General features: G+C 55.2%; 12 protein-coding genes. 6 read left to right on the top strand and 6 right to left on the bottom strand.

What is annotated here, in order from left to right; genetic code table 11:
- Window positions 1-378: 378 nt before the first annotated feature.
- The 3 genes from SH580_RS12425 to prfB all read right to left on the bottom strand — a co-directional run bounded on the left by SH580_RS12425 (window position 379) and on the right by prfB (window position 5,972).
- Window positions 379-2,910 (bottom strand): glycogen/starch/alpha-glucan phosphorylase, encoded by a 2,532-nt coding sequence (locus SH580_RS12425; protein WP_319831181.1) that lies wholly within the window; start codon window positions 2,908-2,910, stop codon window positions 379-381.
- Window positions 2,911-3,077: 167 nt separating this feature from the next.
- Entirely contained in the window at window positions 3,078-4,511 is a 1,434-nt protein-coding gene (locus tag SH580_RS12420; RefSeq protein WP_319831180.1) for a hypothetical protein, read from the bottom strand.
- 299 nt (window positions 4,512-4,810) lie between these two features.
- Window positions 4,811-5,972, bottom strand: a protein-coding gene (prfB, locus tag SH580_RS12415) for a peptide chain release factor 2 (RefSeq protein WP_308951692.1) whose coding sequence is annotated in 2 segments (ribosomal slippage) — window positions 4,811-5,893 and window positions 5,895-5,972 — 1,161 coding nt in all. Because the reading frame shifts where the segments join, the coding sequence is not laid out codon by codon here.
- Window positions 5,973-6,054: 82 nt separating this feature from the next.
- Between prfB and queA the strand changes: the two genes are divergently transcribed.
- The 4 genes from queA (at window position 6,055) to SH580_RS12395 (ending at window position 9,197) form a co-directional block, all read left to right on the top strand.
- A complete protein-coding gene (gene queA / locus SH580_RS12410; RefSeq protein ID WP_319831179.1) occupies window positions 6,055-7,143 on the top strand; it encodes a tRNA preQ1(34) S-adenosylmethionine ribosyltransferase-isomerase QueA in 1,089 nt (362 codons plus the stop codon).
- Window positions 7,144-7,205: 62 nt separating this feature from the next.
- On the top strand, window positions 7,206-7,718 hold the full coding sequence (locus SH580_RS12405; protein ID WP_319831178.1) for an RNA polymerase sigma factor: 513 nt from the start codon (window positions 7,206-7,208) through the stop codon (window positions 7,716-7,718).
- Window positions 7,719-7,730: 12 nt separating this feature from the next.
- Window positions 7,731-8,582, top strand: a complete 852-nt coding sequence (locus SH580_RS12400) for a hypothetical protein (protein ID WP_319831177.1) — start codon at window positions 7,731-7,733, stop codon at window positions 8,580-8,582.
- Window positions 8,583-8,624: 42 nt separating this feature from the next.
- Window positions 8,625-9,197 carry a YceI family protein gene (locus SH580_RS12395; protein ID WP_319831176.1) on the top strand — a complete coding sequence of 191 codons (573 nt, stop codon included), beginning with the start codon at window positions 8,625-8,627 and terminating at the stop codon, window positions 9,195-9,197.
- 12 nt (window positions 9,198-9,209) lie between these two features.
- Here SH580_RS12395 and dtd read toward each other — a convergent pair whose 3' ends face one another.
- Window positions 9,210-9,665, bottom strand: coding sequence for a D-aminoacyl-tRNA deacylase (gene dtd, locus SH580_RS12390; RefSeq protein ID WP_319831175.1), 456 nt, complete (start codon window positions 9,663-9,665; stop codon window positions 9,210-9,212).
- A gap of 215 nt (window positions 9,666-9,880) precedes the next feature.
- Between dtd and SH580_RS12385 the strand changes: the two genes are divergently transcribed.
- Entirely contained in the window at window positions 9,881-10,429 is a 549-nt protein-coding gene (locus tag SH580_RS12385; protein ID WP_319831174.1) for a DUF4136 domain-containing protein, read from the top strand.
- A gap of 6 nt (window positions 10,430-10,435) precedes the next feature.
- Here the strand turns inward: SH580_RS12385 and gcvT are convergent, their stop codons facing one another.
- Window positions 10,436-11,527: a glycine cleavage system aminomethyltransferase GcvT gene (gene gcvT, locus SH580_RS12380; protein ID WP_319831173.1), complete on the bottom strand. Its 1,092-nt coding sequence runs from the start codon at window positions 11,525-11,527 to the stop codon at window positions 10,436-10,438.
- Window positions 11,528-11,728: 201 nt separating this feature from the next.
- On the opposite strand from gcvT, the gene gcvPB reads away from it, so the two are divergent.
- Window positions 11,729-14,689, top strand: a complete 2,961-nt coding sequence (gene gcvPB / locus SH580_RS12375; protein ID WP_319831172.1) for an aminomethyl-transferring glycine dehydrogenase subunit GcvPB — start codon at window positions 11,729-11,731, stop codon at window positions 14,687-14,689.
- 448 nt (window positions 14,690-15,137) lie between these two features.
- On the opposite strand, the gene SH580_RS12370 is transcribed toward gcvPB, so the two are convergent.
- Window positions 15,138-16,778 (bottom strand): alpha-amylase family glycosyl hydrolase, encoded by a 1,641-nt coding sequence (locus SH580_RS12370; protein ID WP_319831171.1) that lies wholly within the window; start codon window positions 16,776-16,778, stop codon window positions 15,138-15,140.
- Window positions 16,779-16,781: the final 3 nt, after the last annotated feature.

Raw genomic sequence — 16,781 nt, 5'->3', positions numbered from 1 at the left:
AGGATTTGGAAAGTAAGAGGTTTCGGCTGGCTTCGTGAGTCAAAAACTAGCCATGCGTAGTTCTGTCGCTTTAAAACCGCTTTGCAAGCACATGATCATCGTCGTGTTGACGGCAGCTCTAAGCATGTACGCGCGCAATGATAACAACGCTGCCACTGGAAGCGCTGAAACACACACTCTTACATTATGAACCTGAGAGAGAGCAGTCAGAAGACAGAGGCCCGCAGACAGAGGCCAGAGGCCCGATATGAATATCAATCAGTTATAGCGCTTCCGATCTCGCCAAAATGGCGCATGCCGCGATTTCCATAACGAACTGCTTCACAGTAGCTGACCTCTGTTCTCTGACCTCTGTTCTCTGACCTCCGACCTCAGGGACTAAGCACCGATTTTGACGGGCTTAAGATGCCAGATTTGCTCTGCGTATTGTGCAATGGTGCGGTCGGAGGAGAACTTGCCTACGCGCGCAGTATTCATAATGGCCATCTTGGCCCAGCGTTTCTTATCGCTGAAGGCTTTATCCACTTCTTCCTGAGCACGCACATAGTCGGCGTAGTCTGCAAGGCAAAGGAATGGGTCGCCCCCTTCCAGCCAGCTGCTGCAAAGCGGCGCAAAAGCGTCGTGCTCGCCAGGAGTGAAGTAATCGGAGCGCAACCAGTCAATGACAGCCTTAAGCTCCCAATTGCTGTTGTAATAATCGTATGGATTGTAGCCCTTGGAGCGAATCGCATCGACCTGCTCGACCGTATTACCGAAGATGAAAATATTGTCGTCGCCAACTTCTTCGCCGATTTCCACATTGGCTCCATCCAGGGTGCCGATAGTCAGTGCGCCATTCAGGGCCAGCTTCATGTTGCCGGTGCCGGAAGCTTCCTTACCTGCAGTCGAGATTTGCTCGGAGAGATCCGCAGCTGGGATCATCTTTTCTGCCATGGTCACGCGATAGTTTTGCGGGAAGACGATTTTAATCTTATCGTTAATGCGGGGATCGTTGTTCACCTTATCGGCCACCTTGTTGATGGCGCGAATGATGTTCTTAGCCAGCGCGTAGCCTGGCGCAGCCTTCGCTCCGAAGATAAAGACACGCGGATTCATCTCATAACTCGGATCGTTCAAAAGACGGCGGTAGAGCGTAAGGATGTGCAGCAGGTTTAGGTGCTGGCGCTTGTATTCGTGCAGACGCTTGATCTGCACATCAAAGAGCGCATCAGGGCTAATAACCGTGCCCGAATCTTCCAACACGAAATCGGCAAAGGCTTGCTTATTCGAGCGCTTAATGTCCATGAAACGCTCTTGGAATTCCGCGTCGTCGGCGAGTTTTGCAATGTCCTGCAATTGATCGAGATGTTTCGGCCAATCATCGCCAACCTTCTCTGTGATCAATTCACTTAAGCCTGGATTACAGGCCAGCAACCAGCGGCGCGGCGTAATGCCATTGGTCATATTGATCAACTTGTTCGGATAGAGTTCGTGGAAGGTCGCGAAGAGATGCTTCTTCAATAGTTCAGTGTGCAGCGCAGCCACACCATTGACCTTGGTCGAGCCCACCACAGACAGATAGGCCATGCGCACCATCTTAGGATAGCCCTCTTCGATGATGGAGAGCTCGGACTTCTTAGCATCATCCCCAGGCCATTTCGCTTCGACTTCGTCTTGCAGGAAGCGAGCGTTGATCTCGTAAATGATTTCCAAATGACGCGGCAATACCTTTTCAAAGAGAGGCACACTCCACTTTTCCAGCGCCTCTGGCAGTAAGGTGTGGTTGGTATAGTTGCAAGTGTTACGCGTGATCTTCCAAGCCGCATCCCAGTCGAGACCATACTCATCGATCAAGAGGCGCATCAATTCCGGAATTGCGATCGCAGGGTGGGTGTCGTTTAGCTGAATCGCATTGTAATCATCAAAATCCGCCCAATCACTATGATTTGCATGGAAGCGGCGGATGATATCCTTCAGCGAGCAACTCACGAAGAAATACTGCTGCACCAAGCGCAGCTCCTTACCATTTTCAGTCGAGTCATTTGGATAAAGCACCTTGGAGATTGTCTCCCCCATTGCCTTTTCGCGAACGGCTTCGACATAGCCTCCCTCATTGAAAATATTAAGATCAAACTCTTGAGTCGATTTGGAATCCCACAGGCGCAAGAAATTAACCGTCTCGCCACCATGCCCAACGATACCAATATCATAGGGCACGCCCTCAAGCACCTTGCAGTCCACCCACTTTGGCTTAAAGACGCCCTTGCTGTCCATCTGGTGCTCGACACGACCATACAGTTGTACCTTTTGAGCGTAATTCGGGCGCATCACTTCCCAGGGGCAGCCTTTCTCCATCCAGACATCCGGATGCTCGACTTGATAGCCGTCCTTAAACTCCTGACGGAATAGACCGAATTCGTAGTGGATACCATAACCGACCGCTGGCAAATCCAGTGTGGCCAGCGAATCCAGGAAACATGCTGCGAGGCGACCAAGGCCACCATTACCAAGCCCCATATCGGCCTCTTCGTCGCAAACTTCATTAAAATCTTGCCCCAGCTCCGTCAGCGCATCGCGCGTCTGATCGAACAGTCCGGCATTATGCAAATTATTCACCAACAGGCGGCCCATCAAATATTCCAAACTCAGGTAATAGGCACGGCGCACCTTTTGCTCGTGATGCACTGCCTGGGTCTTCATAAAACGATCCAGCAGGCGGTCGCGCACCGCATAACAGGTGGCCGTCCACCACTCGTCCTTAGTCGCGCTCGCCTGGTGGCGTGCCAGCGTAAAACGCAAGTGATTCAGAATCGATGTCTTCATCGACTCTTTAGTATCACCAACGTCGAAACGAAAAGCCTTCTCCGCGACCTTTGCGGAGGGTGCTTTTTTAGTGGAAGATCTTTTAGACTTTGTAGCTTTTGTTGTCATGAGAAACTGATGTTAGGTAAAATATCGTTGGCTCAGCGGCACCCGTGCATTTGAATTTCATAGGCATTTCGCTCAGATAGGGAAGTTAGAAAGCAAAAAAGACGCCGATTCTGCACAAATCTGCGCTTCGTCTTCTAAAAAGTGCCACGCCTGTCCTATTCGACCGTTTAGCGAGGCGAATCACTAAGCACACAGGGCAGCAAGGCGGCGTCTTTCATCCCGTGTATAATCTTCTTATCTGCGGGACAGAGCGTGGCCAAAATGCCCTGAAGGTTAGCAAGCTTGGCCGACTCATCCACAAAGTAGTAAGGACAGAGTCGCATGCGCCCCTCCATCTGATAGAGACGACCGTCGTCGCTGTAGACCGGATGCCGCAAACGCTTCGGCTTTTCGTAGCTTTGTAAAATATGCAGTGAAGTGTCGGCCATCGCGATCGCCTGTTGAATCGCACTCTCCCAGTCAGAGCGCGAAGAGTCGCTGCCTAGGGTCACGCTACGCGCGCCCCATGCACTCTCGTGAAAACCGCTGATTTTGATAATCAAATTACGCTCTTTTTTACTCGCCTCGATCAACTGCGACCAATCGGTCATCGGCTTGCCTCCCACATAGGGCGCATCCAAGACTGCATTGGGCGGCAGTTCGACGGGATCCATGACCCAGGTCTTAGGGATCACCTTCGCCAAGGCTTTGTAAGACTGCTTGGAGAGATTTTCCCGCCAATAATCTTCCAACATATGATGGTGAAAGAGTGCCAGATTGAGCTTTTCCTCCTGAAAGGGGCGCATCGGCGGAGTCAACCGCACCTGCGAAGCCTCACGCGCCTTGAGCAAAAAGTCGGCAATCGAAACATTGGCGAGGTCGAAGAGCTCCCAGAATCGGTAGATCACATCCACCTTCTGCGGCTCGCCATCCATGTCCACACAGATATCGTCGCCCAGCGGCATCACATCATCGGGGTGGAAAACATGCACACGCTTGCCGAGCAGGCGCAACTGCGAGGCGAGCCACTCCATTTCCGGGCGATAGGTCGCGGCCTCGTCACTCACAACTACCGCAATATAAGGCGCAGAGACATTCGGTACCCGACTGGCCAGCACCCCGTAAAAGGCGCTCACCATATCCTGCGTGCCGGCACCGATCAGCGCATCGCCATGCACATCAGTATAGAGCCGATTCAAGAAAGCCGTCAGCCCAATGCCGCCCGGCACCGAGTCGATCTCAGTCATGGCAAAGCCCTCTTCCGTCACCAATAAATCGGGTCGGATCACCATCGGCACCGTCCCGCGCAGCGCCTTTGCCCGCGCATGCGCAATCAAGGCCTCTGGCTTGCCACGATCCAAATACGCCGCCACCCAGGGCGCTTTCAGCGGCCGATTGCGCAGTAAATTCTTCCCCTCGACCGAGCGCAGATAGAGCGTCTCCTGCGCTCGATAAAACTCATAGCAGGCCTGCCCAATCTGTTCAATCTGCTTCACCTGCGCCGACGTCAGCGGAAACGCCTCGGGCGAATAGCGCCAGGTCTTATTCTCAAACAAGCTCTGATCAGAGAACGCCTGCAACGCGTCTTCATAGCTAAGGCCGGATAAATGTGCTTCTTTCATATCGAGTGGTGTAGGACCCTCGCTCAAGCCCTTCAACGAACTAAATGCGGAGAAAATCCAATAAGAACAATACACCTGCCTGAGCACGCAAATATGTCAAGAGACGGCGCGAAACAACGCCGTATCAAAGCATTTAATACAAACAGAAACAATCAAATCGCGCAAAATGGTGAAACCATTCTCCGTGACATTGGGAGTTTCGTTTTCTTCTTAACTGCCATAAACAGCGATTTGCTGCAGACAGCCTGAAATTGCGGGTAAACCAACCATGTTAGTTTTCTATATCAGTTTTCTCTTACTTACTCGTCGCCAAATTCACGATCGGCGGCTGCCTTGCGTGAAGTGGGGCCCCCAGCGCGAAGCCAGGCGTGGATGAAGGGATCGAGCGCGCCGTCCATCACGGCTTGCACATTGCCGGTTTCCACGCCAGTGCGAAGGTCTTTGACCATCTGATAGGGCTGAAAGACATAGGAGCGAATCTGGTTCCCCCAGGCGATTTCACCTTTCTCACCGTAAAATTTCTCCATCTCGCTGCGCTTCTCATCTTCTTGCTTTTCGTAGAGACGTGATTTCAAGGTCTTCATGGCGGTCGCCTTATTTTTGATCTGCGAGCGCTCATTCTGACAGGTCACCACGATGCCACTGGGCAAGTGCGTCAGACGCACGGCAGACTCAGTGCGATTCACGTGCTGCCCGCCTTTACCACTGGCGCGATAGACATCGGTCCGAATGTCGGCTTCGTCGATCTCGATCTCGACATCGTCTTCGATCTCTGCGGTGACATCTACCGAGGAAAAGGAAGTGTGACGACGCGCATTGGAATCGAAGGGGCTGATCCGCACCAAGCGGTGCACGCCGCGCTCGGCCTTGGCATAGCCGAAGGCGTTGGGCCCCTCGATACGGATGGTCGCCGAACTGATGCCCGCATCTTCACCGGGTTGGATGTCGAGCACCTCCGTCTTAAAGCCGGCATGCTCGGCCCAGCGGGTATACATGCGCAGCATCATATCCGCCCAATCGCAGCTCTCGGTGCCGCCGGCTCCGGAGTTTACAGTCAAAAACGCGTTACAAGCATCATGCGGCCCGCTCAGGAACGAGGCCAGCTCCAGCTGATCCAGCTTCGGCTGCAAACGCTTCAAAGTATCCAGAATCTCTTGCTGATACGCCTCCGCATCCGGATCGCCCTCCATTTCATCGACGAGCTCCAGCATCGCCTGCATGTCCGCGACTTCCGCATTAAAGGCCTTAGCCGGATTCACCGTATTTTTCAAACGGTTCGCCTCGCCGATCACTTTCTGTGCCGCCGCCTGGTCATCCCAAAAGCTGGCTTCACTCATTTGCGCTTCCAGCGCTTCAATTTGTGTAATTTTAGTCGCCCCGTCAAAGATACCTCCAGATATGGCCGGCACGACGCGTGAGCTCTTGTATTTGCGAACGAACTTCGGGTGTAATTAAATTCATGCGCCTCATAGCAACAAAGCCGGCCAAATATTAAAGATAAAAATGTTTACCTCGCCGCCTTCCCACGCGAAAAAGCTCTGCAATGAATATTTCCCTCTTCGACTATCACCTCCCCACAGAGCTCATCGCGCAAGAACCCGCAGCCGTTCGCGATGCCTCCCGCTTGATGGTCGTCGACCGCGCCACCCGTCGCGTGACGCACACACATTTCTCAGAGATCGGCCAATACCTGCCCCCCCAAGCACGCTTTTTCCGCAACAACGCGGCGGTGCTCAAAGCACGCCTCTTTGGCCAACGCCCGACCGGCGGCAAGGTCGAGTGCCTGCTGTTACAGCCCGCCGAAGACGCAACGACTTGGTGGTGCCTGCTCAAGCCCGGCAAGAAAACCTTCAACGCGGGTCGCTTCGGCCTGCCCGGCGAATATCACGCCGAGGTGCTGGAAGCCGGCAGCAACGGCAACTACCGCGTCCGCTTTCATCCCGAACGCGACGAATCAGTCACCGAGCTCTCGGAGCGACTCGGCATCCTGCCCCTGCCCCCCTACATCGAGCGCAGCCAGGACGACCCGCGTCGCCAAAACGACAACGAGCGCTACCAGACCGTCTATGCCGATTTGGACAAACGCATCGCGGTGGCCGCACCCACTGCCGGACTCCACTTCACCCCCGGCCTGATCTCCGAACTAGAGAAAAGCGGCGCACAATTTCACGATCTCACCCTACAAGTCGGCATCGGCACCTTTCACCCCATCCAAGTCGAGAACATCCAAGACCACAACATCCACCACGAGTGGTATGAGATACCAGCCACCGCCTTTGCTGAGCTCAATAAGCCCGAAGCCGGCCCCCGCATCGCCGTCGGCACCACCTCGGTGCGCTCGATCGAAGACGCCATGCGCCGCAGCCAAAGCGCCCCCGAAAGCTGCATCACCCCCTCTGGCTCCGTGCAAGCCGAGGCCGACATTTACATCTATCCACCCGCACAATTTGCGGGAATTGACGGCATGATCACAAACTTTCACCTACCAAAATCCACTCTACTCTGCCTCGTGTCGGCCTTTTTGACACCAGGCAGCAAAGATGGAATCGAGTGGTTAAAGGAACTTTACGCCGAAGCCATTGATCACAAGTATCGCTTTTACAGCTACGGAGATGCCATGCTAATCCTCTAGCCGCGCCCCCTATACCACACCAATATATAATTTCGGGAATAAGCCCCGCCCCCAGCACTCACATGAACGATACAGAAACCTTAAACTTCGACGAAATCGTGAGTGCCTATTATCAACCGCTCTATCGTTTCGGCTACAGCCTAGCCAAAAACGAGCATGAGGCGGGCGACCTCGCCCAGCAGACTTTTTTCATCTTTGCAGAAAAGGGCGACAGCTTGCGCGATAAGTCCAAGGTGAAATCCTGGTTATTCACCACGCTCTATCGCGAGTTTTTACGTCGCCGCCGCAAAGACAGCCGCATGGACCATTACGAGCCCGAGATGCTCGAAGTCGTCGGCGGCACCGAAGAGCCACATATCCGTCGCTCATTGGACGCCAACCTAGCCGTCCAAGCCCTCGAAGAGGTTGACGAAGTTTACCGTCAGCCACTCGCCCTATTTTACATGAAAGATCTCTCATATAAAGAGATCGCCGAAACCTTGGACGTGCCCATCGGCACCATCATGTCGCGCCTCTCCCGAGGCAAAGCACAGCTGCGCGACATTTTTAAACGCAAGGAAACCGAAACCGCCTAAAGGAGTCACGTAATGAACCGCGAAGAAGCCAAACAACTCCTCGAACTCTGCCGTCCCGGCAATACAGACGATCGTCAAGACCCCGTGCTTGCCGAAGCCTTTGCCCTGCTCGAAAACGATCCCGAACTCAAAGATTGGTTTGACGAACAACAAGCCATCGACGCCCGCATCAGCGAGAGCATCTGCGCCGTCGAAGTTCCCGTCGACCTAAAGGCCAGCATTCTGGCAGGCATGCGCCTCCACCAGGCACATGCCAGCGATACGGCCAGCGACGTAGCTAGCGATGCCAGCATTCCTTTCGAACCCAGCGCCCGCGAAGACTTCCCCCAAGACACCAGCAACACACCGCAAGCCCGCGCATGGTGGCAAAGCCCATGGGCCGGAATCGCCGCGCTCTTCGTGGTCATGATGGCCATCATGAATGTGCCCAAAAGCTCACAGCCCACCGAGCAAGCAGCCGTTGCAGGCCTCCCCCCCGTCATTCAGTTCCTCTCGAACGAAATCGACTCCCTGCGCAGAAGCCAGTTTGAACACCGCGATGTACAAGCCGAAAAGTTGCAAACATTCCTAGCCAGTAAACATTCACCCTCGCCACAAGCGATCCCCGATTGCTTGGAAAAATTACCCACGATCGGCTGTATCACCTATGAATACGAAGGCGCCAAATTCAGCATGATTTGCTTCAAAGGCGGACAGACTTATCACCTGATCACTGCCGATAAAGCAACATATCCCGACGCCTTGCCGCTCGAGCCCGAAGTATTCCAGTGCTCTGGAAAAGCCTTCAAAATCTGGGTCGATGGTGAACAAGTTAAAATCCTCTCTGTCAAAGGAACCAAAGAGAACATTCCCGAATTCATCTAGGCACCCCGCGTGCAATTACCATTATAAAGGACGCAATCAATCATGAAGAAAACCATCCTCCTACTTACCAGCGCAGTTCTAGCTTCACTCATTGGCCATGCCGCCGAAGTGGAAACCTACGTAATCGACACCAGCCACTCCTCGGTAAAATTCAGCATCCGCCACTTCGTCGCTAAGACCACGGGCAACTTTTCCGAGTTCGAAGGCACACTCACCATTAACCGCGACGACCTCAGCCAAAACTCCGTCGAAGCCACGATCCAGATCCCTTCCGTCGACACCGATAGCGACAAGCGTGATGCACACCTGCAGGAAGACGACTACTTCAACGCAGCCAAACATCCACTCATGACCTTTAAGTCCACCCAGTGGAAGGCCACGGAGGACGAAAACCAATTCAAAGTCACTGGCGACCTCAGCTTTAACGGCATCACTAAACCCGTCACCCTCGATGTCGAACTACTCGGCTTCGGCGAAGGCATGCGTGGGAAATACCTTTCCGGATGGGAAGCCACCACCACACTGGATCGCACCGAATGGGGCGTGAATGGCGGTCAACCCGCGGTCGGCAACGAAGTGAACGTCACCATCAACATCGAAGCGCATCGGCAATAATCGCCCTGGCGATCAAAAGTCTCGCTCCTGCGTATCCACTACCAATGTGATAGGCCCATCATTCTGGGCCTCGATATCCATGTGCGCGCCAAACACCCCGGCCGCCACTGTTTGGCCCAAGTCCTGCCTCAAGCGAGTCACAAAATACTCGTAAAGCGGCACCGCCTGCTCCGGCAATGCAGCGCGGTTAAACGACGGCCGATTCCCCTTCTTCAAACTACCGAACAAGGTGAACTGGCTGATCACCAATGCCTGCCCACAGATATCCAACAAGGATTCATTCATACGCCCTGGCTCCGACTCAAAGATGCGCAACTTAACGATGCGCCGGACCAACCAATCGGCATCCGCCTGCGAATCCTCCTTACCCACGCCCAGAAAGACCAATACACCGGGCCCGATCTGGCCGACCACCTCGCCGGCCACAGTTACATGCGCTTTCGATACTCGTTGAATCACCGCTCTCATACAGCCAATTGAAAGCTAGCAAGTGGCAGAGACAAGCTTCGTAAACAAGCAACGTCCCATATAATTATATCACCAAGACAACGGCACACAGCTGCATCCCACGACGACATCCCCAAGGCCAGCTCCGCCACCAAGCCTGCAATGCATTCAAACCATAGCTCCTCTGCAAACTCACAGTTGCAATCCAGCGACCTTCAATTACTGTTCCTATAACCATGAAGCCCATCGTCCAACTTCTCTTACTTGCGACTCTATTCTTTGCAGGCTGTGTTTCTCCCACAACCGTCGACTACGACCGCTCCGCCAAAGCAAAGCTCAGCAATTACAAGTGCTTCGTGATCGATAGCCGCGAGGAGCGCTCCAACTATCAGGACATCGTCCTCAGTCCCATCGTAGATCGGCGCATTGAGCAAGCGATCAGCCGCACACTACAAGCCAAAGGCATGAGCCAAGACTGCGCCCAACCCGACTTTCGCGTCACCTTCAACACCATCACCAAGACCAAGACCGAAGTCAACGACCTCGGAGTCGGCCCTACTCCCTTCCGGCGCTATCCTTATCATGGATACGGCGCATTCAGCCGAATCGACGTGAATCAATACGAAGAAGGCACCTTCATCGTCGACATCATCGACCAAGCTAGCAAGGAACTCGTCTGGCGCGGCACCTATACCAAACGCCTGGGCTGGAGCGCTCCCAATGATCAAGAAGTACAGCAGATCGTCTCCGAAATCTTAGCCAGCTTCCCACCGCAAAGCGAATAAAACCCACTACTTGTGCAGTGGAGGCTTTGCGATTTGCAGCGCCAGTTGGTTCCCACGCAGATCTACAAATAGTGGTGCGTCCTTAACCTCACTACGAACAATTGCGCTGCCAATCGGGCAGCTCAAAATCGGCGACAAGGTGCCAGAGAGCACTTGCCCCACAACTTCGCCCGCCTCATCCAACACCGGCGTGCCCTCACGCGCGATACGGCGCCCCTCGAGCTTGAAATGCACCACGCGACACGGAATGCCATTCTCCTTCTGCTCCGTCAGCGCGTTCTTACCAATAAAATCAGTCTTATTCAGTTTCACCGTCCAGTCGAGACTGGCCTCAAATGGAGTGATATGGTCGCTCAACTCATGCCCATACAGCGGCAAGCCCGCTTCCAGGCGCAAGCTGTCACGCGCCCCCAAGCCACAGAGCTTCACCCCAAAGGCTTCGCCCTCGGACATAATTTGCTTCGCCAACACCTCGGCCACCTTGGGCGAACTATAGATCTCAAAGCCATCCTCTCCGGTGTAGCCCGTGCGACATATGCGAATCTTTTCACCCCCAAATGTCACCAACTGGTGCCAAAAGCGCTTAATTTCGGCAACCTCTTCGAGTCCAACGGCCAGTAAAATCGCTTCCGCCTGAGGCCCCTGCAGCGCCAACAGCGCGTAATCGTCGGATTGATCCTCTACACTCACATCCAAGCCCCAACGCTCGGCCTGCTTCAAGAACCAGCCGTAGTCTTTTTCAATATTCCCCGCGTTGACACAGACCAGAAACGCCTCCTCTCCGGTGCGATAGACAATCAGATCATCCACCACCGTGCCTTCACTGTTACACATCGGGGAATAGACCGCCTTCCCGATTGGCGCACTGGCCACGGCATTCACCACCAAACGGTCCAAAAACAGGGCCGCATCGCTGCCCTGCACGAAAAACTCCCCCATGTGACTCACATCAAAGAGCCCGGCGGCTTCACGCACTGCCTTGTGTTCCTCTAAGATACTAGTGTATTGCACCGGCATATTCCAACCGCCGAAAGCAACGAACCGTGCGCCTTGAGCGGCATGAAAATCGTGAAGTGGAATTTGAAGTACGCTGGGCATAAGATGTATCGGTTGCTAGTAATAATTCTAAAGTAGTGGCTGCGAGCTCGTGAGCAATGAAACTCAATTCCATCTCATAAAGTCAAGTTCCCCGCAAAGATACTTAATCGGGAGGCATAGAAATCTTATCTAAAAATTATTGTGTTTGCGAGCGTCACAAGTCTGGATCGTGCGCTTTAACGCAGTTTCTACCATCCTATCATGCACACCAGCCTAGCCGACCAGCGCGAACTCGCGCGCCACTACATTCCTGCCAGCGAATCTGACATTCGCGCCATGCTCGACGCCGTGGGCAAAGAACGGCTGGACGACCTCTTCGACCACATCCCCAGTGATGTGCGTTTCCCCAACGAGCTGGAGCTGCCGGAGGAGCTGGAATACGAGGCACTTAAAGAGCGCCTCAGCGCCATCGCAGCCAAGAATCGCATCGGCACCAGTTTTCTCGGCGACGGCGTGCCCGACTTTGTGCCGTCCCCGGTCATCGCGCCGATTTGCGACATCCGCAACATGACCACCGCCTACACGCCCTATCAGCCAGAGCTGAGCCAGGGCACCTTGCTAGCGCACTGGATCTACCAGTGCTCGATGGCCCGCCTGACGGGCTTCGAAGCGGTGAACGCTTCACTCTACGACCGCTCGACTTCTATTTTCGAGGGCATCTGCGCCGCCATCCGCATGAGCCGTGGCAAATCAGCGGCTCTCATCCCCGAAACACTCTACCCGGGCGACTTGGAAGTGCTGGCCACTCAATCAGAAGGCACTGAAATCGAACTCATCCGCGTGCCCGCCGATCCGGAGACGGGTCTCATCGATCCAGCAGCCCTCGCCGCGGCCGCAACGGATGCGGCAGATCGCTTGGCCGCCATCGTCTTCCCCCAAGTAAACACCTTCGGCTTACTGGAAGAGGTCGATGCGCTCACTCAATTTGCCGTTGAACGCGGCCTCAAAACGATCGCAGTGATCGATCCGCTCTTGCTGGCGCCCGGCGGACTCAAGGCTCCCTGCGATTTCGGCGAAAATGGCGTCGATATCATCGTCGGCGAAGCCCACCACCTCGCACTGGCCCCCAACTTCGGCGGCCCGGGACTCGGACTCTTCGGTGTGCGTTTCAGTAGCAAAGACCGCAACGGCGTGCGTGCCGCCCCTGGCCGTTTCATCGGCAAGGCCAAAGACAGCGCCGGCCGCGAATGCCGCGTCGGCGTGCTCTCCACCCGCGAACAACACATCCGCAAGGACAAGGCCACCTCCAACATCTGCTCGAATCAGGCCTTCATCGCGACACTGGTCGGGGCTGCGCTGCTGGAACGCGGCGACTCTGGACTCGAACAAATTTTAAGCGATCTCCGCAGCAAGCTCAGCCAGGCGGTCGCCCAGTTGACTCGCTTCGATGGCGTCGAGCTGGCCTTCCCCCAGTCCACAAGTTACCACGAGGTGACTTTTAAGCTCTCCCAACCGGTCGCCTCCGTGCTAACCGCCGCTCGCGCAGCGGGTGTATTGGCTGGGGCCGATGTTTCCGATCGCATCGCAGGTGGACGTCAGCTCTTAAAGCTCTCCTTTTCCAATCGCGAGCAACCACTCGACGTACTGCTCGCGGCCTTTGAATCCGTTTTCGGAGCGCCCGCAGCTGACGCGCAAACATTGGCCGCCGTGCCTGCCGAGCAAATCCGCGCCACCGCGCCGGGCTTGCCCTGCTACAGCGCCGACGAAGTGATCCAATACTATCAGGAACTGGGCAAACTCAACGTCAGCCCCGACGACGGTTGCTACCCGCTCGGCTCCTGCACCATGAAGTACAACCCGAAGGTCAACGACTGGGCGGCCAGCCTGCCTGGCTTCACCGACCTGCACCCGCAAGCGCCAGTCGAAGATTCACAGGGCTGCCTGATGGTGCTGCACGAAATTCAAGAATGGTTCAAGGGCATCACCGGCCTGCCCGGTGTCACTACGCAACCGCTCGCAGGCGCGCAGGGCGAACTGGTGGGACTCAAACTATTCCAAGCCTACCACCGCGACAAAGGTGAGACACGCGACATCATCCTGATCCCACGCTCGGCGCACGGCACCAACTTCGCCACCGCCACCATGGCCGGCTTCGGCGGCAAGCAGGGCAAAATCGTCTATTTGGAAGCCGACACCGAGGGCCGCGTGCTCAACGAAGACCTCGACCGCCGCATCGAAGAATACGGAGAGCGCATCGCGGGCGTGATGATCACCAACCCCAACACTTCGGGCATCTTCGAGACTTCCTTCAAGCAGATCGCGGAAAAGATTCACGCACTCGGCGGCCTGGTCTACATGGACGGCGCCAACATGAACGCCATTGCCGGTTGGATCGACCTCGGGGCACTCGGTGTGGACGCGGTGCACAATAATTTACACAAGACCTGGACCATCCCCCACGGCGGAGGCGGCCCCGGCGATGCCATCGTCGCGGTCAGTGAAAAGCTGATTCCCTTCCTGCCTGGCTACCAAATCGAGTTCGACGGCACCACCTACACACCCGTCAAAGCGAAAAAGTCAATTGGCTCCTTCCACCGTCACTGGGGCAACTTCGCCCACAAGGTGCGCTGCCTCACTTATTTGCTGCGCCTCGGCCACGCTGGCGTGCGCCGCATGTCGGCCATGGCAGTGCTGAGTGCCCGCTACTTGCATGAGCAATTGCGCGAAGACTACGCCACCCTGCCGACCGGCTCCGACGCCGAACCGCGCATGCACGAATTCATCCTTTCGCTCAAAACCGAAGACTTCGGGGCGCTCGAAAGTGTCGGCCTACGCAAGAGCGACGCCGCGCCCCGTATCGGCAAGCTCTTCCTCGACTTCGGATTTCACGCGCCCACCGTGGCTTGGCCCGAAGCCCTCGGCCTCATGATCGAGCCCACCGAGAGCTACACCCAAGCCGAGCTCGACCGCTTCGCCGAAGCCGTCAAAGCGATCTTGAAACTGGTCAAAGAGCACCCGCAAGCGCTCAACTCCGCGCCCCACTTCACCCCGATCGACCGCGTCGAAGAGGTGGAAGCCAACCGCGACGTCTGCCTCTCTGAGTCACTGGACACCTTGCCCGAACTCAATCAAGCCCGCATCCATTCCAGCGAACTGGCCCAGATGCCCGTCGCAGCGATCTACGCCAAGATCGTGGAAGCGGTCGAAGCCAAAGCGGTGTAGGGCGAGTTTATGCCCTTAGGGTGCTTACGAGCGCAGGCGTCAAAGCCTACATCTCGGCAGAAGAGCGTTGGTGTTGTGCGAAGACGGGTGCAAGGTTGGGAAGCGCCGCGTCCGCGAGCAGACACACAACGCTCCCGAATCATTCTGCTCCCTAATCATTCTGCTCCCTAATCATTCTGCTCCCTAATCATTCTGCAGAAACAATCCCACAATACGCCCCTTCTCCAAAAAAGTTCAAAATCTACTTTTTATCACAAATTTGCAAACGCGGCGCTTCGACGCCTCCGTGCACAAATTCGTAAGCGACAATCAGTGTCTTCAATGTTTCAACCAGCAGTGTTCCGCAGTTGGAAGAGTGAGTGAGACTTTGGGCATCCACTCTAATATGTGCTCTGGATCGAGTGTCGCCGGAGCACCGGACACGGCCGCACACTACACACGGGGCGATTCAACCGGGGAATGTATTCAAATTGAAAATACCATATCCAAACTTAGATACAGTCAACGAAACGCCCGCCTGCTCCTGAGTCCAGTCGCAGCCTTGATTCAAGAGAACTGCCTCGACTTGCCCATCTATCGCGAGCTCGATGGACTGAGACTCGGAAGAGGGATTCATAACAACAATACAACGCGCCTGCTCCGACGCTCGCAAAATAACCAGTGGATACGGAGTCTCCCTGGGATTGAGGATCGTGAAGCTGCTATCCGTGCCTAAGCACGGGTGCGCGCGGCGAATTCGAATTAGTTTTCGAACAAAATGGAGTAATGATTCCTGGTCGGCCTCTTGCGCCGCCACGGTCGGGCGATTTGCATCTTCGTCGATCGGTAGGTAGAGCGCCTCCGCCTCGGCACTGGAAAAGCCGGCGTTCTTTGACGCATCCCACTGCATCGGTGTGCGCGTGCCAGCTCGTTCACCTAGTCCCGAGGTGCCAGCATTGATCGCAACGATCCCATCGAGCGTCGAGCCCTCCTTCGCCGCCACGCCCTCGACGTAACGCATACCAATCTCTTCGCCGTAATAAATGGTGGGCGGGCCGGCTTGCGTCATAAAGAACACCCAGGCACAACGAAGTTCCTCCCAGCCTCGTGGCGCGCAGCGCAAACGCTGAAAGTCATGACAGCCTACAGGTAAAGTGATCAAGCCCTTCCCTGCGGTGGCCGCCCGCTGCTCCATGTAGGATTGACGAAAGACCTCAAGACTCCCCTTACCGGCTGCATCGAAGTAACAGTGCGTTTGCCCGGCGGGCGGTGGCAGGGTTCCGTTGCCATTGAAAAAGAGCGACGAATAGCCGGGTGCATTAAAATGCAACATGAAGTCTAAATGAAAACCTGCCGCGATGGCACGACTCGGATAACTCCACTCAGACATCAACACGCGATCGGGATAATCCACATCCATCCATGCGCGAATTTCCTGCCAAATGCCCTTGGTCGCTTCGATCGAAGCGGGAGTATTCTCTGGCTTGACTAACGAGCCCGCCATATCCACGCGGAAGCCATCACACCCCAAATCAAACCAATAAGCTAAAATTTTTCGCAATTCTGCACGGTTCTTCATCGGCCCCGGCGCGTCGATGGGGTCCTGCCAAGGCTCGCTCGGCTCAGAATAACCGAAGTTCAATGCGGGCTGATACCAAAAGAAATTGGACACAAAGTCGTCTTTGACAGGCCCCTGCTGTGGATCAAATGCGCGGTTTTTCCAAATGTATCGGTTCGCCTCGGGGCTCTGGGGATGGCTCGCTTCTTCAACAAACCATGGGTTGTCCATCGAAGTGTGTCCTGCCACCAGATCCAGGATCACCCGTATCCCGCGCGCATGCGCCGCCGCAAGCAGCGCTACGAAATCCGATTCCTTTCCATAGCGCGGCGCAATCTTGTAAAAGTCACGCACGTCATAGCCAGCATCCCCGAAGGGGGAGTCGAAACAGGGATTCAACCAAATGGTATTGATTCCCAAATCACGAATGTAATCCAATCGCTGAATAATCCCCTGAAAATCCCCGACCCCGTCCTGATTACTATCCTGAAAGGACTGCGGATAAATTTGATAGATAACGGCGTCTTTAAGCCATGAGGTCGAAGCGATCATACA

Origin of the sequence: Coraliomargarita algicola (assembly GCF_033878955.1) — a bacterium.
In the GTDB taxonomy this organism is placed as follows: Bacteria; Verrucomicrobiota; Verrucomicrobiia; order Opitutales; family Coraliomargaritaceae; genus Thalassobacterium; species Thalassobacterium algicola.
This window is presented reverse-complemented; position numbering and strand designations above follow the sequence as displayed.